Origin of the sequence: Paracraurococcus lichenis (genome assembly GCF_030657435.1) — a bacterium.
Taxonomy (GTDB): domain Bacteria; phylum Pseudomonadota; class Alphaproteobacteria; order Acetobacterales; family Acetobacteraceae; genus Paracraurococcus; species Paracraurococcus lichenis.
Genome location: NZ_JAUTWS010000016.1, coordinates 138,670 through 157,762, shown reverse-complemented (window position 1 = coordinate 157,762; position 19,093 = coordinate 138,670). Strand labels below are relative to the sequence as shown.

Annotated in this window: 22 protein-coding genes; 13 read left to right on the top strand and 9 right to left on the bottom strand. The window is 72.1% G+C overall.

Annotated features, from left to right (window positions below):
* Positions 1-53 precede the first annotated feature (53 nt).
* The gene (locus tag Q7A36_RS18190; RefSeq protein WP_408903897.1) at positions 54-218 is read right to left on the bottom strand and encodes a hypothetical protein; all 165 of its coding nucleotides are present in this window, start codon (positions 216-218) and stop codon (positions 54-56) included.
* A gap of 155 nt (positions 219-373) precedes the next feature.
* On the opposite strand from Q7A36_RS18190, the gene Q7A36_RS18185 reads away from it, so the two are divergent.
* Both Q7A36_RS18185 and Q7A36_RS18180 read left to right on the top strand, forming a co-directional pair.
* Positions 374-523, top strand: coding sequence for a hypothetical protein (locus Q7A36_RS18185; RefSeq protein WP_305105154.1), 150 nt, complete (start codon positions 374-376; stop codon positions 521-523).
* Between the two features lie 145 nt (positions 524-668).
* Positions 669-2,192 carry a replicative DNA helicase gene (locus Q7A36_RS18180; RefSeq protein WP_305105146.1) on the top strand — a complete coding sequence of 508 codons (1,524 nt, stop codon included), beginning with the start codon at positions 669-671 and terminating at the stop codon, positions 2,190-2,192.
* Between the two features lie 93 nt (positions 2,193-2,285).
* On the opposite strand, the gene Q7A36_RS18175 is transcribed toward Q7A36_RS18180, so the two are convergent.
* The 3 genes from Q7A36_RS18175 to Q7A36_RS18165 form a co-directional block, all read right to left on the bottom strand.
* Entirely contained in the window at positions 2,286-2,975 is a 690-nt protein-coding gene (locus tag Q7A36_RS18175) for a DUF2382 domain-containing protein (RefSeq protein WP_305105145.1), read from the bottom strand.
* A gap of 99 nt (positions 2,976-3,074) precedes the next feature.
* Positions 3,075-3,512: a YsnF/AvaK domain-containing protein gene (locus Q7A36_RS18170; RefSeq protein ID WP_305105144.1), complete on the bottom strand. Its 438-nt coding sequence runs from the start codon at positions 3,510-3,512 to the stop codon at positions 3,075-3,077.
* Between the two features lie 189 nt (positions 3,513-3,701).
* The gene (locus Q7A36_RS18165) at positions 3,702-4,250 is read right to left on the bottom strand and encodes a hypothetical protein (RefSeq protein ID WP_305105143.1); all 549 of its coding nucleotides are present in this window, start codon (positions 4,248-4,250) and stop codon (positions 3,702-3,704) included.
* Positions 4,251-4,443: 193 nt separating this feature from the next.
* Here Q7A36_RS18165 and alr point away from each other — a divergent pair, with 193 nt between their 5' ends.
* From alr to Q7A36_RS18150, 3 genes are read left to right on the top strand one after another with little or no spacing between them, the layout of a single operon-like run.
* Positions 4,444-5,526: an alanine racemase gene (gene alr, locus Q7A36_RS18160; RefSeq protein WP_305105142.1), complete on the top strand. Its 1,083-nt coding sequence runs from the start codon at positions 4,444-4,446 to the stop codon at positions 5,524-5,526.
* A complete protein-coding gene (locus Q7A36_RS18155) occupies positions 5,526-6,314 on the top strand; it encodes an MlaE family ABC transporter permease (RefSeq protein WP_305105141.1) in 789 nt (262 codons plus the stop codon). The genes alr and Q7A36_RS18155 overlap by 1 nt, the downstream gene beginning before the upstream one ends.
* Before the next feature lie 5 nt (positions 6,315-6,319).
* Positions 6,320-7,141, top strand: a complete 822-nt coding sequence (locus Q7A36_RS18150; RefSeq protein ID WP_305105140.1) for an ABC transporter ATP-binding protein — start codon at positions 6,320-6,322, stop codon at positions 7,139-7,141.
* A gap of 26 nt (positions 7,142-7,167) precedes the next feature.
* Here Q7A36_RS18150 and Q7A36_RS18145 read toward each other — a convergent pair whose 3' ends face one another.
* Complete coding sequence (locus tag Q7A36_RS18145) at positions 7,168-8,190, bottom strand: transglycosylase SLT domain-containing protein (protein ID WP_305105139.1); 1,023 nt, start codon at positions 8,188-8,190, stop codon at positions 7,168-7,170.
* 181 nt (positions 8,191-8,371) lie between these two features.
* Entirely contained in the window at positions 8,372-8,704 is a 333-nt protein-coding gene (locus tag Q7A36_RS18140; protein WP_305105138.1) for a (2Fe-2S) ferredoxin domain-containing protein, read from the bottom strand.
* Positions 8,705-8,989: 285 nt separating this feature from the next.
* On the opposite strand from Q7A36_RS18140, the gene Q7A36_RS18135 reads away from it, so the two are divergent.
* Positions 8,990-10,312, top strand: a complete 1,323-nt coding sequence (locus Q7A36_RS18135; protein WP_305105137.1) for an ABC transporter substrate-binding protein — start codon at positions 8,990-8,992, stop codon at positions 10,310-10,312.
* A 134-nt stretch (positions 10,313-10,446) separates the two neighbouring features.
* Positions 10,447-11,343: a TauD/TfdA dioxygenase family protein gene (locus tag Q7A36_RS18130; protein ID WP_305105136.1), complete on the top strand. Its 897-nt coding sequence runs from the start codon at positions 10,447-10,449 to the stop codon at positions 11,341-11,343.
* A gap of 3 nt (positions 11,344-11,346) precedes the next feature.
* Here Q7A36_RS18130 and Q7A36_RS18125 read toward each other — a convergent pair whose 3' ends face one another.
* Entirely contained in the window at positions 11,347-11,922 is a 576-nt protein-coding gene (locus tag Q7A36_RS18125; protein ID WP_305105135.1) for a tyrosine phosphatase family protein, read from the bottom strand.
* A 118-nt stretch (positions 11,923-12,040) separates the two neighbouring features.
* Here Q7A36_RS18125 and radA point away from each other — a divergent pair, with 118 nt between their 5' ends.
* Complete coding sequence (radA, locus tag Q7A36_RS18120; RefSeq protein WP_305105134.1) at positions 12,041-13,456, top strand: DNA repair protein RadA; 1,416 nt, start codon at positions 12,041-12,043, stop codon at positions 13,454-13,456.
* Between the two features lie 69 nt (positions 13,457-13,525).
* Positions 13,526-14,500, top strand: coding sequence for a Bug family tripartite tricarboxylate transporter substrate binding protein (locus Q7A36_RS18115; RefSeq protein ID WP_305105133.1), 975 nt, complete (start codon positions 13,526-13,528; stop codon positions 14,498-14,500).
* A 100-nt stretch (positions 14,501-14,600) separates the two neighbouring features.
* Here Q7A36_RS18115 and Q7A36_RS18110 read toward each other — a convergent pair whose 3' ends face one another.
* Together Q7A36_RS18110 and Q7A36_RS41595 are read right to left on the bottom strand one after the other, a co-directional pair.
* Positions 14,601-14,870 (bottom strand): BrnA antitoxin family protein, encoded by a 270-nt coding sequence (locus Q7A36_RS18110; protein ID WP_305105132.1) that lies wholly within the window; start codon positions 14,868-14,870, stop codon positions 14,601-14,603.
* A gap of 20 nt (positions 14,871-14,890) precedes the next feature.
* The gene (locus Q7A36_RS41595; RefSeq protein ID WP_370655679.1) at positions 14,891-15,163 is read right to left on the bottom strand and encodes a BrnT family toxin; all 273 of its coding nucleotides are present in this window, start codon (positions 15,161-15,163) and stop codon (positions 14,891-14,893) included.
* Here Q7A36_RS41595 and Q7A36_RS18105 point away from each other — a divergent pair.
* From Q7A36_RS18105 to Q7A36_RS18090, 4 genes are all read left to right on the top strand, one after another.
* A complete protein-coding gene (locus tag Q7A36_RS18105; protein ID WP_370655678.1) occupies positions 15,113-15,841 on the top strand; it encodes a CvpA family protein in 729 nt (242 codons plus the stop codon). The genes Q7A36_RS41595 and Q7A36_RS18105 overlap by 51 nt on opposite strands.
* Positions 15,842-15,849: 8 nt before the next feature.
* Positions 15,850-17,343, top strand: coding sequence for an amidophosphoribosyltransferase (gene purF / locus Q7A36_RS18100; RefSeq protein WP_305105130.1), 1,494 nt, complete (start codon positions 15,850-15,852; stop codon positions 17,341-17,343).
* A gap of 135 nt (positions 17,344-17,478) precedes the next feature.
* The gene (locus Q7A36_RS18095) at positions 17,479-18,186 is read left to right on the top strand and encodes an SDR family NAD(P)-dependent oxidoreductase (protein WP_305105129.1); all 708 of its coding nucleotides are present in this window, start codon (positions 17,479-17,481) and stop codon (positions 18,184-18,186) included.
* 78 nt (positions 18,187-18,264) lie between these two features.
* Positions 18,265-19,092 (top strand): 23S rRNA (adenine(2030)-N(6))-methyltransferase RlmJ, encoded by an 828-nt coding sequence (locus tag Q7A36_RS18090; RefSeq protein WP_305105128.1) that lies wholly within the window; start codon positions 18,265-18,267, stop codon positions 19,090-19,092.
* Position 19,093 lies beyond the last annotated feature (1 nt).

Below are 19,093 nucleotides of genomic sequence, written 5' to 3'. Positions count from 1 at the left end.
ATAGGGACGCCGACAGCGGGCATTCTGGCTGGGGCGGAAAGCCGCCCATCCGGTCAGCGCTTGCTGCGCGCCTTGCGGGCGGCGCAGCGGGCGTCGCGGGCGGCCTTCTGCTCGGCCTCCAGCCGGGCGGCCTCGGCGGCGCGGGCGGCCGTGCGCTCGGCGATGCGGACCTCGCGGGCCTCGGCGATCGCCTTCAACTCCGCCTGTCGCGGGAGCAAGGCGGGATCGTAGGCGGCGGGACGGGCCCGGATCTTCTCGAGGATCGCCTGCCCGGCGCATGTCGCGGCGGCGATCCCGGCCCTTCCGGCGTCGGGCTTTACTCTCGGGATAGTTCCTGGGCGGGGGCCGCTGCTTGGGTGGCGGGCGGGTGCGCTTGCGCGACGGTCGCCGCGCCCGGCCTGCGCCGGCCGCCTGCCGCGCCGACCACATGAACCGGCAGATCCGGCTAACGCGCGACAGGAAGCCGCTGCCGCTGACGCGCGACTGGATGTGGCAGGGCGAGTGGGACCGCGTCGGGGCCTGATCCGCTCCGGCGTGGCGGTGTGTCCGGACGCCCGCCCCGGCCGGGCGTGTCCCCGCCACCACGTCCGCGTGCCGTACCCCGCCGTCCCCGTTATCCACAGCCATCCCCATGATCCACAGGCGCCGTTCCGCGCTAGGATCGCCGCATGAATACCATCGACCAGCCGCCGCCCTATGCGGGCGCCGGGGGCCTGCTCGGGCTCTCCCAGCGCGTCCCGCCCTCCAACCTGCAGGCCGAGCAGGCACTGCTGGGCGCGCTGCTGGCCAACAACAAGGCCTATGAGCGGGTCTCGGAGTTCCTCGCGCCCGAGCATTTCGCCGACCCGATCCATGGCCGCATCTTCCGCGCCGTCCAGCGCCGCATCGAGGCCGGGCAGCTCGCCGATGTCGTGACGCTCCGGCCGGAATTCGAGCATTCCGGCCTGCTCGACGAGGTCGGCGGCCCGGCCTACCTGGCGCAGCTCCTCTCGGCCATGGTCGGCATCATCAATGCCGGCGAGTACGCCAGGATCGTGCATGACTGCTGGCTGCGCCGGCAGCTCGTGGATGTGGGCGAGGAGGTGGTGAACCGCGCCTTCGGCGCCGAGGCCGAGCTCTCGGCCAAGGAGCAGCTCGAGGCGGCCGAGCAGCGGCTGTTCGACCTCGCCAAGGATGGCGGGACGGAGGGCGGCTTCGTCACCTTCGAGCGGGCGCTGACCGAGGCCGTGCTGATGGCCGAGCGCGCCTTCTCGACGCCGGGCGGCGTCAGCGGCCTGCCCACGGGGCTCCGCGACCTCGATGCCAAGACCGGCGGCCTGCACGGCTCCGACCTGATGATCATCGCCGGCCGCCCGGCCATGGGCAAGACGGCGCTCGCCACCAAGATCGCCTTCGGCGCCGCCCAGGCCCTGGTGCGGGAGGCGCAGGAAAAGGGGGAGGGCCTGCAGCCCCGCGGCACGGTCGCCGTCTTCTCGTTGGAAATGAGCGCCGACCAGCTCGCCACCCGCCTGCTCTCCGAGACCGCGCGCATCTCGGGCGACCGCATCCGCCGCGGCGACATCAGCCAGCGCGACTTCGACCGCTTCGTGGAGGTGAGCCGCGAGCTCTCCGCCCTGCCGCTGGTCATCGACGACACCCCGGCGATCACCATCTCGGCGCTGCGGACGCGCTGCCGGCGGCTCAAGCGCACGCGCGGGCTGGAGTTGGTGGTGGTGGACTACCTCCAGCTCATGCGGCCGGCGGCGGGGACGCGGCCGGAGAGCCGGGTGCTCGAGATCTCCATGATCACCCAGGGCCTCAAGGCGATCGCCAAGGAGCTGAGCGTCCCCGTCATCGCCCTGTCCCAGCTCTCCCGCCAGGTCGAGAGCCGGGAGGACAAGCGGCCGCAGCTCAGCGACCTCCGCGAATCCGGCTCGATCGAGCAGGACGCCGACATGGTCATGTTCGTCTACCGCGACGAGTACTACCTGGCCCAGCGCGCCCCGAAGGAGCTGACCTACGACAACGGCGCCAAGTTCGAGGAGGCGATGACCAAGTGGCAGGCGGACATGGAATCCGCCCACAACAAGGCCGAGCTGATCATCGCCAAGCAGCGCCACGGGCCGACGGGCACGATCAAGCTGTTCTTCGAGAGCGAGTTCACCCGCTTCGGCGACCTCGACCAGGTGCACGGCGCGATCGAGGGCCACTGACGCGGCGGCCCGGCGAGGGAGATCGCGGCGGGCTGGGAGGCGGAGGACTGGGTGCGGCGGTGACGGGGGCGCCGAGGCGCCCCCGCCGGGGTGTCAGGCCTGGCGCTCGGGCCCGACCTTCCGCTCCTGGATGGTCTCGACATCGACGTCCTGGCGGCGGACCGTATCCCGCACCACCTCGCGCCGCTCCACCGCGCGCTTGCGCAGCGCGACCTCGCCGGTGACGCGCGCCTCCTTCGAGACGACGGGCCGCTCGCTGGTCGCGGTCAGCTCCACCGTCTCCTCCTTGAAGGCGCGGCCGGCTTCCTCCGGGCTCAGCCGGTGGTCCTCGCGGCGGCGCTCGACCTCGACCTCCTCCTCGTGCAGCGTCACCGGCTTCTCGACCGTCCGCTCCTGCACGCTGGTGACGAGGCGCTTGCCGCCGACGGCGGTCTGCTTGCCGACCTTCAGCTCCTCCTCGACCGACTGCACGCGCTCGACATGCTCGCCCCCGATCATGTCCTCCGGCGCCCGCAGCTCGAAGCGGTTCATGACGGCCAGCGCCTGGTCGGTGCTCTCGGCTTCCGCCGCCACCAGCACGCCGCCGCGCTGCACCGCCTGGGCATAGAGCCGGGCCCGCCCTTCCTCGAGCCCGCGGTCGACCAACTCCCCGGACAGGCGTTCGCCCGCCTGCCGGTCGAAGATGACGATGTCCTGCTGCCCGATGCCGGCCCCGGTGAGGGCGGCGCGCAGGCTCTCTGCCTGCCCGCGATCCGCGAGCAGCCCGATAACGGATTCCATCATCGACTATTCCTTGTCCCTGAATGCTCTGGTGCTGTCTCCGGGGGCCGCCTTGCCTGTCCGGCGGACCGGTTCAGACCTCCGGGCCGGCCGGCCCTTCGGTCATCGGTCCGCTGCGGCCCCCTTGTCGCGGGCCGGATCGCGCGGGGCCGCCGCATGCTCGACGGTGACCTCCTCGCGCCGGAGCGCGACCTCCTCCCGGACGTGCCGGGTGGCCTGCCGGCGGGTGACGCGCACCTCCTCCACCAGCCGCAGGCGCTTCTCGACGACGAGGACCTCCTCCACCACGGAATAGACGGTGGTCTCGCCCTCCTGCCGGATGGCCGGGGCCGCCTCGATCCAGCGGCCCATCGGCACGCGCTCTACCTCGAGCGTCTCGGTCCGGACGGGGATGTCCAAGACCTCCTGGTCCTCATGGACCCGCTTGTGCAGGCGCACCCGGTCGGTGACGACCTGCTCCTTGTAGACCACGGCCGTTTCCTCGATGACCGGGACGACCTTCTCTTCGACAAGTCTTCCTGTCCGTTCGGGCGCGGCCATGACTTCCTCCTGCCGGCGCGGCACTGGCCGCGACAGCCAATTCGGCAATCGGTACTTAGGTTTGTTTGCTTTGTACTTGGCCCCGGCCGGGATTTCCTGGAGCACCCCGGCCGCGCCGGTCAGAACAGGCCGGGCCGGGGGGCGTTCCGCCGCACTGCACAATTTTCCCGGCCGCGCCCGCGCCCGGCCTCAGCGGCCGGGGCCGATCTCACGCTCCATCTCCTCGGTCGTCCGCCGCGCGGTGCCGAGCAGCATCGACTGGCTGGCCTGCAGGGCATCGAGGTAGCTGCGCAGCATCCGTTGCTGGAACTCGATCATCGCCGCCGGATTGGCCAGGCGGAACAGCTCCTGCCCGATGCGCAGGTTGGTCCGCACCATCTCGCTGACCATCTGGGAGAAGTCGGGCATGCCGCCGGCGCCGGGCATGGGCGCGGGGAACATGCGCCACATCGCCTCGAGACCCTGCCGGGCCTGGCCCTCCATCTCCTCGGTCCGGCGCAGCGTCTCGGCCGTGCCCTGGGCGGCCATGCCGGCCGCGGCCTCGCCGGCCTGCCGGGTCGTCTCCAGGCCGCGGCGCGCGACCTCGGCGCCGGCTTGCCGGGCGGGGCGGGTCGCCTCCTCCGCCACGCTGGCGCCCTCGCGCATCGCCTCGGCCGCACCCCGGGCGGCCGCGTTGCCGCGGCGGACTACCTCCGCCGTGGGGGTCCGGTCGTTTGGCCCGTTGTTGCCGTCCGCCATAAATCCTCCTCTCCCGGTGCCTGGCCGGAAAAAATCCAGTCCGTGGAAATGTGCCGCGCAGCAAAACCAATGGCGATTGTGCGGCCGGCCCACCCAACGTCATTCGCGGTCCGCGGTTGCGGTGCTTTCGGGGGCTTGCCCGGGCCGCTGAGCGGGTTCATGCCGTGGTGCAGCATAAATCCGGGGTGAGGTCATGCAGGCGGTCCTGACCGTCGATCTGGGCGCCATCGCCGCCAATTGGCGCCTGCTGCGGGACCGGGCGGCGCCGGGGCTGGTGGCAGGCGTGGTGAAGGCCGATGGCTACGGGCTGGGCGCCGGTCCGGTCGGCCGCGCCCTGCTCGAAGCCGGCTGTCGGCATTTCTTCGTCGCCCATCTGGCCGAGGGTATCGCCCTGCGGGCCGCCATCGGCCCCGGCCCCATGATCGCCGTGCTGAACGGCTTCGCCCCGGGCGGCGACGAGGGGGTGGGGCTGCTGCCCGTCCTCAACGGCCCGGGCGACGTTGCCGCCTGGTCCGCCGCGGCGCGTGCCGCCGGGCGGCGCCTGCCGGCCCTGCTGCACCTCGACACCGGCATGGCCCGGCTCGGCCTGGCCGAGACGGAGGTGGCGGCCCTGGCCGAGGATCCCGGGCGGCTCGCGGGGATCGATCTCCGCTGGGTCATGACCCACCTGGCCTGCGCCGACGAGCCTGCCAGCCCGCTGAACGCCGCCCAGGCCGCCCGCTTCGCCGCGCTGCGCGCCCGCCTGCCGGCGGCGCCGGCGAGCTTCGCCAATTCCTCCGGCCTGTTCCTCGGGCCGGCCTTCGCCTCCGACCTCGCCCGTCCCGGCTGCGCCCTCTACGGCATCAACCCGACGCCGGGGCAGCCGAACCCGATGCGGCAGGCGGTGCGGCTGGAGGCGCCGGTGCTGCAGGTGCGGGAGGTGCCGGCCGGCACCCCGGTCGGCTATGGCGCCACCTGGACCGCGCCGCGCACGTCCCGGATAGCCACCGTTGCCGCCGGGTATGCCGATGGCTACCTTCGCAGCCTATCGGGGCGGGCAACCGGCATCCTGGCCGGCCATCCCGTGCCCCTGGTCGGCCGGGTATCCATGGACCTCATTACCTTCGACGTGACCGACCTGCCCGCAGGCGCGCCCGCTGTCGCGCCAGGCGCCATGGTGCAGTTGATCGGTCCCGGCAATACGCCGGACGATGTGGCGGCGGCGGCCGGCACCATCGGCTACGAGATCCTGACCTCGCTGGGCGCGCGCTACCGGCGCGAGTATCGCGGCGCCTGATGGCTGCGATCCTTCTCGATCCGCTCGCGGCGCTCGGCCGCGCGACGCTCGCCGCCTGCCGCACCGTGGGCGGCGTGGCGCTCTTCGCGCTTGAGGCCGTCACGCATCTCGTGCGGCCCCCCTTCTACGGCCGGCTCTTCTGGCGCGCCTTCGTCGAGATCGCCTGGTTCTCCCTGCCCGTCGTCGCGCTGACCGCGGTCTTCACCGGCATGGTGCTGGCGCTGCAGAGCTATACCGGCTTCGCCCGCTTCAACGCCCAGAGCACCATCGCCAGCGTCGTCGTCATCTCCCTGACGCGCGAGCTCGGCCCGGTGCTGGCGGCGCTGATGGTGGCGGGCCGCATCGGCGCGAGCTTCGCGGCCGAGATCGGCACCATGCGCGTGACCGACCAGATCGACGCACTGACCACGCTGTCCACCAACCCGATGAAGTACCTGGTGGCGCCGAGGCTGCTGGCCGCCGTCATCGCCCTGCCGCTGCTGGTGCTGGTGGCCGATGTCCTCGGCGTCATGGGCGGCTGGCTGATCGGCACCTACAAGCTCGGCTTCGTCTCGGTGGCCTATCTGAAATCGACCTTCGACTACCTGCAGACGGACGACGTGGTCTCCGGCCTGGTGAAGGCCGGGGCCTTCGGCTTCGTCATCGCCCTGATGGGCACCTGGTGCGGCTATACCAGCAAGGGCGGGGCGCAGGGCGTGGGCGGCGCGACGACGACGGCCGTCGTCGCCTCCTCCATCTTCATCCTGGCGCTGGACTACGTGCTGACCGAGGCCTTCTTCGCGCAATGAGGGACATGTCATCCCCCTGGCCGGACCCGGCCCTGGCCGCCGCCGCCGCCGCGGTCCCGGCCGTGCCGAAGATCCGGCTGCGCGGCCTGCGCAAAGCCTTCGGGCCGAAGCGGGTGCTGGACGGCGTGGATATCGACGTGGCGGCCGGCCACTCGCTGGTCATCCTCGGCGGCTCCGGCTCCGGCAAGTCGGTGACGATCAAATGCATCCTCGGCCTGATCCAGCCGGACGAGGGCACGATCGAGATCGACGGCCGCGACGTGCTGCACATGTCCCGGCGGGAGCGGGAGGCGCTCGGCGACCGCATCGGCATGCTGTTCCAGAACGGCGCGCTCTTCGACAGCCTGCCGGTCTGGGAGAATGTCTGCTTCAAGCTGCTGGCGCAGAAGCGCATCACCCGGGCTCAGGCGCGCGACAAGGCGGCGGAGGTGCTGGCGCAGGTCGGCCTGGCCGGCTCGGTCGGCGACCTCTCGCCGGCGGAGCTCTCGGGCGGCATGCAGAAGCGCGTGGCGCTGGCGCGCGCCATCGCGGCGCAGCCCGACATCATCTTCTTCGACGAGCCGACCACCGGCCTCGACCCCATCATGGGCGCGGTCATCGACGGGCTGATCGTGGATTGCGTGAAGCGGCTGGGCGCGACGGCAGTCTCCATCACGCATGACATGGCGAGCGCGCGGCGGATCGGCGATACGGCTGCGATGCTGCACCGTGGGCGGATCGTCTGGAGCGGCCCGGCGGGCGAGCTTGGCCATACCGGCAATGCGCTGGTCGATCAGTTCGCCAATGGCGAGCGCGAGGGGCCGATCCAGATGGAGCTCAGGCGCTAGGACGCCGGGCCGGGCGCTCCCTCGCGTCAGCGCGCGTCGGCGACCTCGACCACCGCCGGTGCGCCGAGCACTGTCAGCATCGCCCCGTGCATCTCCCGCTGCCCCGCGATGGACCGGCCGATCCAGCGATGCACCTCGGCAAGGCTGAGCGGCCGCCCGTCCTCGCGCGCGGCGAAGACCTCCCGGTTCAGCGTCAGCGCTTCGTTCGAGACGAAGTCCTTCGCCGGGGCGTCCGGCGTGCGGGCCAGTCCGGCGAGGAAGCGCTGCGCCCCGGCGGTGCCGAGCAGGTGCACGAGATAGAGGTCCTCCGCCGTCGGTCGCCGGCCGAGGCTCGCCTGCAGCGCCTCGCGCGCGCGGTTGATCCGCTCCGCCGCCAGCACCGCCGCGTAGCGCGGGTTGTCGCGCAGCGCGAGCACCTGCTGCATCTGCCGCCAGTTCCGCGTGCCGATGGTCCCGGTCTGCCAGTTGGTCTGCAACTGCGCCGCCGTCGGCGCCAGGCCGTGCCGCGGGCCGAAGTCGCGCACCACCTCCAGCCAGGTCGCGTCGGTGAACTGCATCAGCCCGCGGGCCGAGGAGCGGCGATTGCGGGCGCGCGGGTCGAAGCGGCTCTCCTGCCAGGCGAGCGCGACCAGCAGCACGGGATCGAGCCCCGTCGCCCGGCTGGCCTGGCCGAGCGCGGCGGTGACGCGCTGGCCGGTATCGACCGGCGCGGCGCGCACCGGCCGGGCGGCCGGGGTGCCGCGCGTCGGCGCCGCACGGGCCGGGCTGGCGGCGGGGACGACGCGGGCCGGTGCGGCGCGGGCGGCCTGGCGGGCGGGGCGGGCCGCCGGCCGGGCCTCCCGCGCCGCCTTCGCCTGCGCCGCGGGCGCATGGGCGGCGGGCTTGCGCGGCTGGCTCGCCTCCGCGCGGGGCCTGGCGTGGCGGGCCGCCTCGGCGCCGGGCGCCAGCAACGGCGCGGCGAAGAGCGCCGTCGCCAGGGCGATGCCCAGCCGCAGCGGCGCGCGTCTCTGCAGCAGGCTTCTCAGCGGCCCGTCGACGCGGGCACGCATTCGCTCATCGCGCCGCGCAGTGGCGGCACGACCATTCTCGGGTTGCATACGGCAGGCCTCCCTCGGGGGGTGGGAGAACGGGCGTGGCAGTCCCGGGGTAAATGCCTCACGCGCCGGTGGGTTCCGGCACGCGAACCAACGGAGGCGCGAGCGGCAGCGGAAGCGCCATCGGGCTTTCGCGTCAGGGTTGCGGCAGGATGATCAGCCGCTCCACGGGCGTGCCGCCGAGCAGGTGGAGATCGACAATCTCATCAACATCCTCGGGCGTGCGCGGTGCGTACCAGATCCCCTGGGGGTAGACGACCATCAGCGGCCCGGCACGGCAGAAGCCGAGGCAGCCGGTGGCAACCATGGCCATGTCTGGCTTGCCCTCCATGCGCTGCTGCAGCCGCTGCCAGAGCGGCTGGGCGCCGGCCTGGCCGCAACTGCCGCGCGGGTGCTGCGGCGGGCGCTGCTGGAAGCAGGCGAAGACATGGTGTCGATAGACCTGCGGGAGGTCGAGGGCCTCGCTCATGCGATCCGTCCTTGCTGCGATGCAGCAGGGACGACACAAAGTCCGTGCCATGCGCCCAGAGCGGTTCCAGGCCCGCAAACCCGCGGAGTTGTCGGGGCTGCGACCCGGTCGGTCGGCAAGCCAACAGAGATGCTGTCGGGAAGGCGCCAGGCTCGTGCCGCTTCGCCCATCACGAAATCGAGACGGCCTGGAATTCCGTCCATCCGCCGCCGCGCCGGCGCGCATCCTTCCGGGGCCGGGCCGGGCCGTGCGCTGCGGCCAAGCACGACCCCAGGGAGGATAAGGATGCAGGACGTCACCCGCCGCACCACGCTCGGCCTCGGCGCCGCGGTGCTGGCCACGCCGGCGCTGGCGCAGGGCGGCATTCCCCGCAGCGAGGGCGGCGCCCTGCGCGCCGCGCCGGAGAGCGGCGCCAGTCTCCGCGTCATCCGCCCCGCCCGCTTCGTGGAGCCGGACGAGACCATCTTCCGCGCCAATGCCCAGCGCTTCCAGGAGCGCTTCAACATCCCGGTCCGGGTGGATTTCGTGGGCTGGGAGGATATCCGTCCGCAGACCGCGGTCGTCGCCAATACCGGCACCGGGCCGGACATCGTCATCGGCTGGTCGGACGACCCGCATATCTATGCCGAGAAGCTGGTGGAGATGGGCGACGTGGCCGAGTACCTCGGCCAGCGCTATGGCGGCTGGGGCGCGCTGTCGGAGAAATACGGCCGCCAGCACATCACCGGCAAATGGCTGGGCATCCCGATCGGCGGCAATATCGGCCCCTGCGTCTGGCGGCAGTCCGCGGTGAAGGAGGCGGGCTTCGACAGCGTGCCCGACGACCACGAGGGCTTCCTCAAGCTCTGCCTGGCGATGAAGAAGAACAACAAGCCGGTCGGCTTTGCCCTCGGCAATGCGGTGGGCGACGGCAACGGCTTCGCGCAATGGCTGCTCTGGTCCCACAACGCCTCCCTGGTCGATGAGGAGGGCAAGGTCTCCGTCAACAGCCGGGAGACGGTGGAGGCGCTGAAATACCTGCAGGAGCTCTACCAGGCCTTCGTGCCGGGCACGCTCTCCTGGCTCGACCCGTCCAACAACCGGGCCTATTCGGCGCAGGAGATCTATCTGACCTTCAACGGCGTCTCGCTCTACTTCACGCTGAAGAACGACCCGAAGACGGCGGCGATCGCCGAGGACACGCAGCACACCCTGGTCCCGAAGGGCAAGGCGAAGTCGTCGCCGCATACGGCGACGGTGATGAACGCCATGGTCTTCCGCCACTCGCGCTTCCCGAACGCGGCCAAGCAGTTCATCGCCTTCATGCTGGAGTCGGAGCAGTACGACCCCTGGATGCAGGCGAGCCTCGGCTACTGGGCGCATCCGCTGCGCGCCTACAATGCCAGCACGGTCTGGACCAGCGATCCCAAGCTGACCCTGTTCCGCGAGACGATGGAGAGCAGGTACTGGTCCGGCTACAAGGGCCCGATCAGCCAGGCCTCCGGCGCGGTCGCCGCGGACTACGTGCTGGTGCAGATGTGCGCCTCGGTCGCCACCGGCCAGGCGACGCCCGAGGCCGCGGCGCGCGAGGCGGAGCGGCGGGCGCGGCGCTACTACCGGAACGCCTGAGCGCCGGATGGCCCGGAGGCCGTCCAGGGCCGGGCCCTGGACGGCCTGCCCCGTGCGAGGCCCCGAGGCGAGGGGTCGGTCGCTTGACCGCGGCCGGCCGGCGGGGCCTAACATATCAGCCGGAGGACCCGGCCATGCCGCTGCAAATCACCCCGCTTCACCCGCTCTTCGCCGCCGAGGCCAGCGGCCTCGACCTGCGCACCCCGCCCCCGCCGGAGGTCTGCGAGGCGATCCACCGCGCCATGGACCGCTACGCGGTCCTGGTCTTCCGCGACCAGCGCCTGGACGACGACCAGCAGATGGCCTTCGGCGAGGCGCTCGGCGAGCTCGAGGTCGCGCGCGCCACGGTGGATGCGCACAAGCACCGGCTCAAGCATGACCGCATGGCCGACATCTCCAACCTCGACGTGGACGGCAAGCTGCTCGGCGCCGATGACCGGCGGCGGATGTTCAACCTGGGCAACCAGCTCTGGCACAGCGACAGCAGCTTCAAGGCGACGCCCGCCAAGTACTCCATGCTGCATGGCCGCGTCGTGCCGCCCGAGGGCGGCGAGACCGAGTTCGCCGACATGCGCGCCGCCTGGGACGCGCTGCCGGAGAAGACCAAGGCGCAGGTGAAGGACCTCGTCACCGAGCACAGCCTGATCTACTCGCGCGGCCAGATGGGCTTCGAGGAGTATACCGAGGAGGAGAAGCAGAAATTCGCCCCCGTGCCGCAGCGCCTGGTGCGCTGGCACCCGCGCTCGCAGCGGCATTCCATCTACCTGTCCTCGCATATCGGCCAGGTGCGCGGCATGCCGCGGCCGGAGGCGATGATGATGATCCGCAACCTGACGGAGTTCGCCACGCAGCGCGCCTTCGTCTATGCGCATCGCTGGCGGCCATGGGACCTGGTGATGTGGGACAACCGCTGCACCATGCACCGCGCCCGGCCCTTCGACGACCATGCCTATCCGCGCGACATGCGGCGCGTGACCCTGACCGATGCGGCGCCGACGCTGGAGCAGGCCCTGCCGCTGGCCGCGGAGTAGCGGTCAGCCCACCGCTTCGGCCGCGTCCACCTCCCGCCCCCGTCCGGCATTGCGCATGATGTCGGCGAGGTGCGGGCGGATGCGGAGCTGGTGCGCATAGAGCGCGGATGCCGCCGCCGGCAGCGTCCCGCCGCGGCCGAGCATGGCGTCGCCCATCTCCAGGATCCGCAGGTTCGGCCAGGCCTTCTCGCGGATGCCGAGGATGCCCTGCAGGATGTCCTCGGCCGGCATCTGCGGCCGCGCCTGGGCCAGCACCAGCGCCATCGCGGCGGTGGAGCGCGAGATGCCGGCATGGCAATGCACCAGCAGCCGCGAGGCCGCCTCCGCCTCCAGGTCCCGGCCGAAGGCAAGGATGGCGCGCACATCCTCCTCCCGCGGCGCGACATGGCCGGGCGACTCCTCGATCACGTCGTGGAAGCGGAGTTCGAGCTTCGCGTGCTCCCCGAAGCTGCCGAAGGCTTCCGGCACCGGCCAGTCCGGGTCGAGGATGGAGAGCACGTGGCTCACCCCCGCCTCGCCATGGCCGGAGAGTTCCTCGATGCCGCAGACGGTGAGGGCGAAGGGGAAGAGCGTTTCCATGGGCGAATCATGGGTGCCCCGGGCCGATCGGTCCAGGGTGTCCGCGCCGAATCGGTGACGCGGGGCGGGCAGCGCCCTATATCTGGTGTTCACCTTTCGTCCCGAAGGAGCCCCCGGCTTGGCCAAGGAGCGCAACCGCTATGTCTGCCAGGCCTGCGGCGCCGTCGCCCCGAAATGGCAGGGGCGCTGCGATGCCTGCGGCGAGTGGAACACGCTGCAGGAGGAAGCCGCCCCCGCCGCCCGCGGCCCCGGCCCGGCGGCCAAGGCCGGCGGCGGCCGGCGCGTCGCCTTCGTCGGCCTGCAGGGGGAGGCCGCGCCGCCGCCCCGCATCCCGACCGGCATTGCGGAGCTGGACCGGGTGCTCGGCGGCGGCCTCGTCCCCGCCTCGGCCGTGCTGGTCGGCGGCGATCCCGGTATCGGCAAGTCCACCATCCTGCTGCAGGCCGCCGCGCGCATCGCCAGCGATGGCCGTCGCGCGCTCTACATCAGCGGGGAGGAGGCGGTGGCGCAGGTCCGGCTGCGCGCCCTGCGCCTGGGGCTGGAGGGGGCGCCGCTCGAGCTCGCGGCCGCGACGGCGCTGCGTGACATCGCGGCGAGCCTGGAGGAGGAGCGGGACGCGGCGCTGGTCGTCATCGACTCGATCCAGACGCTCTGGCTCGACGCCCTCGATTCCGCGCCGGGCACCGTCGCGCAGGTGCGCGCCTGCGCCGCCGAGCTGATACGCCTCGCCAAGACCCGCGGCTTCGCGCTCGTCCTGGTCGGGCATGTGACCAAGGAAGGCACGCTGGCCGGCCCGCGGGTGCTGGAGCACATGGTGGACGCGACGCTCTATTTCGAAGGCGACCGCGGCCACCAGTTCCGCATCCTGCGCGCGGTGAAGAACCGCTTCGGCGCGACGGACGAGATCGGCGTCTTCGAGATGACCGAGCGCGGCCTGGTCGAGGTGCCGAACCCCTCCGCGCTCTTCCTCGCGGAGCGCCGCGGCAATGTCTCCGGGAGCGCGGTCTTCGCCGGGATCGAGGGCACGCGGCCGGTGCTGGTGGAGGTGCAGTGCCTGCTGGCGCCCTCCGCCGGCGGCTCGCCGCGGCGGCAGGTGGTGGGCTGGGACACCGGCAGGCTCGCCATGCTGATGGCGGTGCTGGAGGCGCGCTGCGGCCTGACCCTCGGCATGAACGACGTCTACCTCAACATCGCGGGCGGGTTGCGCATCGCCGAGCCCGCCGCCGACCTCGCCGTCGCGGCGGCGCTGGTCTCCGCCGCGACCGACCGGCCGACCGACCCGGAAACGGTCTATTTCGGCGAGGTCGGCCTCAGCGGGGAGATCCGTCAGGTCGCCCAGGCCGAAGCGCGGCTGCGGGAGGCCCAGAAGCTCGGCTTCGCCGGTGCCGTGCTGCCACGGCGGCTGGCGCGCGGCGGCCGGGCGCCGGTGGCGCTGGAGGGGCTGCGCCTTGCCGAGATCGGCCATATCGCCGACCTGGTCGCGCCCTTCGCCGCCAAGGCGGAACGCCGGCGCGAGCCCGCCAGGGCGGGTTGAGCGTCGGGCGGGGCGGCTGCATCCTCCTCCGCAACGGGGCTGCGACGCGCCCCTGCGGGAGAACCGTCCATGCCCCTCCACCGCCGGGCCCTGCTGGCCCTGGCCGCCGCGCCGGCGATCGCCCGGGCGCAGGCCGGCTTCCCGGACCGGCCGGTCCGGCTGATCGTCCCCTTTGCCCCGGGAGGCAATGCCGATACCGTCGGCCGCGTCGTGGCGCCGAAGCTCTCGGAGCGGCTGGGCCAGCCTGTCGTGGTCGAGAATCGCGCCGGCGCCGCCGGCAATGTCGCCGCCACCGCCTTCGCCCGCATGAAGCCGGATGGCCTCGTCGTCTTCCTCGGCTCCAACGGGCCGCTGACGGTCAACCCGCTGATCCAGGCCAATCTGGGCTACGACCCGGCGCGGGACTTCACCCCGGTCGGCCTCATCGTCCGCACCCCGAACGTGCTGGCGGTGCATCGCAGCCTGCCGGCGCAAACGCTGGCCGAGCTGATCGCGCTCGGCAAGGCGCAGCCGGGGGCGATCACCACGGGCTCCTCGGGCAATGGCAGCACCTCCCACCTCGCCATCGAGAGCCTCAACGCCGCGACCGGCGCGGGCCTGCAGCACGTGCCCTATGGCAGCGGCGGCGCCATGGCGCCGGACCTGATCGCCGGGAACATCAAGGCCGGGATGACGGAGATCTCGACCGCGCTGCCGCTGCACCGGGAAGGGGTGGTGCGCATCCTCGCCACCGGCTCCGCCCGGCGCCTCGCTGTGATCCCTGATGTGCCGACCTTCGAGGAGGCGGGCGTCCCCGGCTTCCGTGCCGCCGCCTTCATCGGGATCGTGGTGCCGGCGGGGACGCCGCCGGAGGTGGTGGCGGTGCTGGCCGCCGCCCTGGGCGCGGCGGTGGCCGACCCGGGCAATCGGCAGCGGCTGGGGGAGATGGGCAGCGAGATGGCCTCGGCCGAGGAGGCGCGGCCGGCCGGCTTCGCGGCCTTCCTGGAGAAGGAGACCGCCTGGACCCGGGCGGCGGTGGAACGGGCGGGGCTGCGGGCGGGCTGAGCAAACCCCCTCGGGGTTTGCGCTGCACCAGCATCCTGAGCAGCCCTTTGCCGCAAGGGTTTGGGGCGCGCGAAGTGCGGCCCAGCCCGCGAAAGGCTGCTCAGGCGCCCCCGGCCGCCCGCTGCGCCTCCATATGGCTGCGGAGGGCGGCCGCCATGCGCTCGGCCGCACCCGGTCCCTGCGCCTGGAACCAGGCGAGCACCTCGCGGTCCACCGGGATCGCGACGAACCCGGCCGCGTCGGCGGCAGGGGAGGGCGGAGACGCGTCAGCGTAGACGCCTTCGTCCGGGTCGCCGGCGATCAGGGCCTCGAGGTCCTCGTCGGTCATGGCCGCGACGCGCGCCCAGTCCGTCCGGCTGGCTCTCGCCACGGGCGCGCATCGCGCGAAGCTCATCGAGAGTATAACGAACGATACGCTCGTCGCTCATCCTGTCTCGCCCTCCTCAGCGAGATCACGCGGATCGCGGAGCCCCGCCGTGTCGAGACGAGGGCCACGACCATACCGTGAAGGCTGCCGACAGTTATCGCACGCCGCTCGCTGCCCACGAACCGGATGTCGTAGGTGAAGTGGTTTTCTTCGAAGATCAGGTCAACATCCTCGAAGTCGAGCCCATGCTTCGCCAGGTTCAACAGCCGCTTGGCCTCGTCCCACTCGAACTCCATGCGGTCCCCGCCGCATCAACCATCTGGATCATCGGCGAGCTCTGCAATACACGCAACGGTTACAATCTGTCCCGCGCGTGGACACCGCCTCCCCGCCGCCGCTATACCCCCGCCACGATGACCTGGGTCGACGGTGTGGTACTGGCGGTGCTCGCCGTCTCGGCGTTGCTCGCCTTCATGCGGGGGCTTGTGCAGGAGGTGCTGGGAGTGGGGGCCTGGATCGGCGCCGCCTTCCTCGCGCTCGCGCTGCGGCCGAAGGTGGCGCCCCTGCTGCAGGGCAGCGTGGAGCCGGCCTGGCTGGCTGATGCCCTCGCCGCGGGCGGCGTCTTCCTCCTCGTGCTGATCGTCCTCAAGATCATCATCAGCCTGATCGCCCGCCGCGTGCAGGACAGTGTCCTCGGCGGCACGGACCGGGCCCTTGGGCTGCTATTCGGCCTCGCGCGGGGTGCGTTCCTCGTCCTGCTTGCCTATATCCTGGGTGGCATGCTGCTGCCCGTCGCCGATCGCTGGCCGGAGGCGGTCCGGGACGCCCGGACCCTGCCCCTGGTCGTGGACGGCTCGAACTGGCTGGTGGCGCAATTGCCCCCGGAATACCGTCCCCGCGTCGCCGCCCCGCCGGACCGCCGCGGGCCCACCCAGGACGACTTCCTGCGACCGCCGGCGCGGAACCGGACGTGAGGACCCTGATGACCGAGCTCTCCACCGTGCCGTGGCCGAAGGGGGGCGACCCCGACGATGACAAATTCCACGAGGAATGCGGCGTCTTCGGCGTCTGGAACGCCACCGACGCCGCCGCGCTGACCGCCCTCGGCCTGCACGCCCTGCAGCACCGCGGCCAGGAGGCTGCCGGCATCGCCTCCCTCGACAATGGCGGCATCTTCCATGCCCACAAGGGCCAGGGCCTGGTCGGCGACACCTTCTCCGACCCCAAGGTCATGGCCGGGCTGCGCGGCCGCGCCGCGGTCGGCCACAACCGCTATGCCACGACCGGCGAGACCGCGCTGCGCAACGTCCAGCCGCTCTATGCGGATTTCGCCTTCGGCGGCTTCGCGGTCGCGCATAACGGCAACCTGACCAACGCCCTGCAGCTCCGCCGCAGCCTGGTCTCCCGCGGCTGCCTGTTCCAGAGCACGACGGACAGCGAGGTCTTCATCCACCTCATCGCCATCAGCCTCTACTCCACCGTGGTGGACCGGCTGATCGACGCGCTGCGCCAGGTGCAGGGGGCCTATAGCCTGGTCGCCCTGCACAACGGCGCGCTGATCGGCGCGCGCGACCCGATGGGCGTCCGCCCGCTGGTGCTCGGGCGCCTCGGCGGGGAGGGCGGGTCGCAACCCTCCTGGGTGCTGACCTCGGAGACCTGCGCCCTCGACATCGTCGGCGCCGAGTTCGTCCGCGACATTGATGCCGGCGAGATCATCGTCATCGACGACCAGGGCGTGCACAGCATCAAGCCCTTCGGGAAGAACCCGGAGCGCTTCTGCATCTTCGAGTACATCTACTTCGCCCGGCCCGACTCCGTCGTGGAGGGCACGCCGGTCTACGAGACCCGCAAGAAGATCGGCGCCGAGCTCGCGCGCGAGAGCGGCGTGCCGGCGGATGTCGTCGTGCCGGTGCCGGACAGCGGCGTGCCGGCCGCCATGGGCTATGCCATGGAGAGCGGCATCCCCTTCGAGCTCGGCATCATCCGCAACCACTATGTCGGCCGCACCTTCATCGAGCCGACCGACCAGATCCGCCATCTCGGCGTGAAGCTGAAGCACAGCGCCAATCGGGCGATGCTCGAGGGGCGGCGGGTGATCTTGGTGGATGATTCCATCGTCCGCGGCACCACCAGCCGGAAGATCGTCGAGATGGTCCGCGCCGCCGGCGCGACCGAGGTGCATATGCGCATCTCCTCCCCGCCCACCACCCATAGCTGCTACTACGGCATCGACACGCCGGAACGCGGCAAGCTGCTGGCCGCCAAGCACGACCTCGAGGAGATGGCGCGCATCATCGGCGTCGACAGCCTGGCCTTCATCTCGCTCGACGGCCTCTACCGCGCGCTCGGCAAGCCGGGCCGCGACATGGCCAAGCCCGCCTATTGCGATGCCTGCTTCACCGGCGACTACGGCATCCCGCTGACCGACGCGCAGGACAACAACGACCGGCAGCTCTCGCTGCTGCAGGCCGGCTGACATGGCGAAGCCGCTTGAAGGCTCCGTCGCGCTGGTGACGGGTGCGTCCCGCGTAGCTGGCCCTTGGGCCAGCGAAGCCGACCACGTAGCTGGCCCTTGGGCCAGCGAAGCTGACAATGGCCCGTGGGGCGCGCCATGAAGCCGCTTGAAGGCTCCGTCGCGCTGGTGACGGGCGCGTCCCGCGGCATCGGTGCCGCGACGGCGATCGAGCTGGCCCGCCTCGGCGCCCATTGCGTGCTGACCGCCCGCACCCAGGGCGCGCTCGAGGAGGTGGACGACGCCATCCGCGCCCTCGGCGGCCAGGCCACGCTCTTCCCGCTCGACCTCATCAAGGACGGCGAGAAGCTCGACATGGTCGGGCCCTCCATCGCCCAGCGCTTCGGCCGGCTCGATATCCTGGTGCATGCCGCCGGCCTGCTGGCGAAGCTGACGCCGGTCGCGCACATCATGCCGCGCGACTGGCAGGAGGCGGTGGCGGTCAACCTCTCCGCCTGCTGGCGGCTGATCCGCACCTGCGACCCGCCGCTGCGTGCCGCGCCGGCCGGGCGGGCCGTGGTCCTGACCGACGGGCTGGTGGCGGAGCCGCGCGCCTATTGGGGCCTCTACGGCTTCGGCAAGGCGGGGCAGGAGCACCTGGCGAAGTCCTGGGCGGCGGAGGTCACCACGACGCCGCTGCGGGTGAACCTCTTCGATCCCGGCCCGGTCGCCACCAAGCTGCGCGGCATGGCCATGCCCGGCGAGGACCCGGCGACGCTGGCGCAGCCGGAACAGGTGGCGCCGCAGATCGCCGCGCTCTGCCTGCCGGCGGAGGCGCGGCACGGCGAGGTCATCCGTCGCCACTGAGACTGGAGGGGCGCTGCCCCTCCAGACCACCCCGCCAGGGGTCAAGCGACCCCTGGACCGGCCTGAGTCCGCCATGCCATGAACTACCGACACGCCTTCCACGCCGGCAACTTCGCCGATTGCATGAAGCATGCGCTGCTGGTCTGGCTGCTGCGCGCGCTGGCGGCGAAGGAGAAGCCCTTCCGCGTGCTCGATACCCATGCGGGCATTGGCCACTACGACCTCGCGGCCAGCGAGGCCGAGCGCACCGGCGAGTGGCGGCGCGGCATCGGCCGGCTGCTCGACATCGCCGAGGGGCCGCTCGCCGACTACGTCGGCCTCGTGCGCCAGGCCGGTGCTCCCGCGACCTATCCCGGCTCCCCCGCCCTGGTCCGCGCCCTGCTGCGCCCGCAGGACCACCTGCTGGCCTGCGAGCTGCACCCGGAGGACCACGCCACCCTCCGCGCCCTGTTTCGCCGCGACCCGCAGGTGGCCGTGCATCACCGCGACGGCTGGGAGGCGCTGAAGGCGCTGACCCCCTTCCCGGAGAAGCGGGGTCTCGTCCTGGTCGACCCGCCCTTCGAGCAGGAGGGCGAATTCGACCGCCTGGCCCAGGGCATCGCGCTGGTCAGCCACCGCTTCCGCGCTGCCATCCAGGCCTGCTGGTACCCGATCAAGCACCGTGCCCCGGTCCGCGCCTTCCACACCGCGCTGCGGGAGAGCGGGGTGCGCGACCTGGTCGCCGCCGAGCTCTGGCTGCGCGAGCCGACCGACCCGCAGCGGCTGAACGGCTGCGGGTTGCTTGTCGCCAACCCGCCCTGGCGGTTCGAGGAGCAGGGTGGCGCCATCCTCGCCGCGCTGCTGGACAGGCTGGGGGAGGGCGAGCCCGGCCAGGGCTGGGCCATGACCCGGATCGCGGAGGAATAGC

Excerpts from the sequence above, each read along its gene's own strand:
- purF (WP_305105130.1), top strand. The coding sequence starts at position 15,850 with ATGACCGAGCTCTCCACCGTGCCGTGGCCGAAGGGGGGCGACCCCGAC.
- Q7A36_RS18140 (WP_305105138.1), bottom strand. The coding sequence starts at position 8,704 with ATGAGCGAGGCCCTCGACCTCCCGCAGGTCTATCGACACCATGTCTTC.
- Q7A36_RS18115 (WP_305105133.1), top strand. The coding sequence starts at position 13,526 with ATGCCCCTCCACCGCCGGGCCCTGCTGGCCCTGGCCGCCGCGCCGGCG.
- Q7A36_RS18150 (WP_305105140.1), top strand. The coding sequence starts at position 6,320 with ATGTCATCCCCCTGGCCGGACCCGGCCCTGGCCGCCGCCGCCGCCGCG.
- Q7A36_RS18170 (WP_305105144.1), bottom strand. The coding sequence starts at position 3,512 with ATGGCCGCGCCCGAACGGACAGGAAGACTTGTCGAAGAGAAGGTCGTC.
- Q7A36_RS18155 (WP_305105141.1), top strand. The coding sequence starts at position 5,526 with ATGGCTGCGATCCTTCTCGATCCGCTCGCGGCGCTCGGCCGCGCGACG.
- Q7A36_RS18105 (WP_370655678.1), top strand. The coding sequence starts at position 15,113 with ATGCTTCGCCAGGTTCAACAGCCGCTTGGCCTCGTCCCACTCGAACTC.
- alr (WP_305105142.1), top strand. The coding sequence starts at position 4,444 with ATGCAGGCGGTCCTGACCGTCGATCTGGGCGCCATCGCCGCCAATTGG.
- Q7A36_RS18165 (WP_305105143.1), bottom strand. The coding sequence starts at position 4,250 with ATGGCGGACGGCAACAACGGGCCAAACGACCGGACCCCCACGGCGGAG.
- Q7A36_RS18175 (WP_305105145.1), bottom strand. The coding sequence starts at position 2,975 with ATGATGGAATCCGTTATCGGGCTGCTCGCGGATCGCGGGCAGGCAGAG.
- Q7A36_RS18130 (WP_305105136.1), top strand. The coding sequence starts at position 10,447 with ATGCCGCTGCAAATCACCCCGCTTCACCCGCTCTTCGCCGCCGAGGCC.
- Q7A36_RS41595 (WP_370655679.1), bottom strand. The coding sequence starts at position 15,163 with ATGGAGTTCGAGTGGGACGAGGCCAAGCGGCTGTTGAACCTGGCGAAG.
- Q7A36_RS18145 (WP_305105139.1), bottom strand. The coding sequence starts at position 8,190 with ATGCGTGCCCGCGTCGACGGGCCGCTGAGAAGCCTGCTGCAGAGACGC.
- Q7A36_RS18180 (WP_305105146.1), top strand. The coding sequence starts at position 669 with ATGAATACCATCGACCAGCCGCCGCCCTATGCGGGCGCCGGGGGCCTG.
- Q7A36_RS18135 (WP_305105137.1), top strand. The coding sequence starts at position 8,990 with ATGCAGGACGTCACCCGCCGCACCACGCTCGGCCTCGGCGCCGCGGTG.
- Q7A36_RS18095 (WP_305105129.1), top strand. The coding sequence starts at position 17,479 with ATGAAGCCGCTTGAAGGCTCCGTCGCGCTGGTGACGGGCGCGTCCCGC.
- Q7A36_RS18090 (WP_305105128.1), top strand. The coding sequence starts at position 18,265 with ATGAACTACCGACACGCCTTCCACGCCGGCAACTTCGCCGATTGCATG.
- Q7A36_RS18125 (WP_305105135.1), bottom strand. The coding sequence starts at position 11,922 with ATGGAAACGCTCTTCCCCTTCGCCCTCACCGTCTGCGGCATCGAGGAA.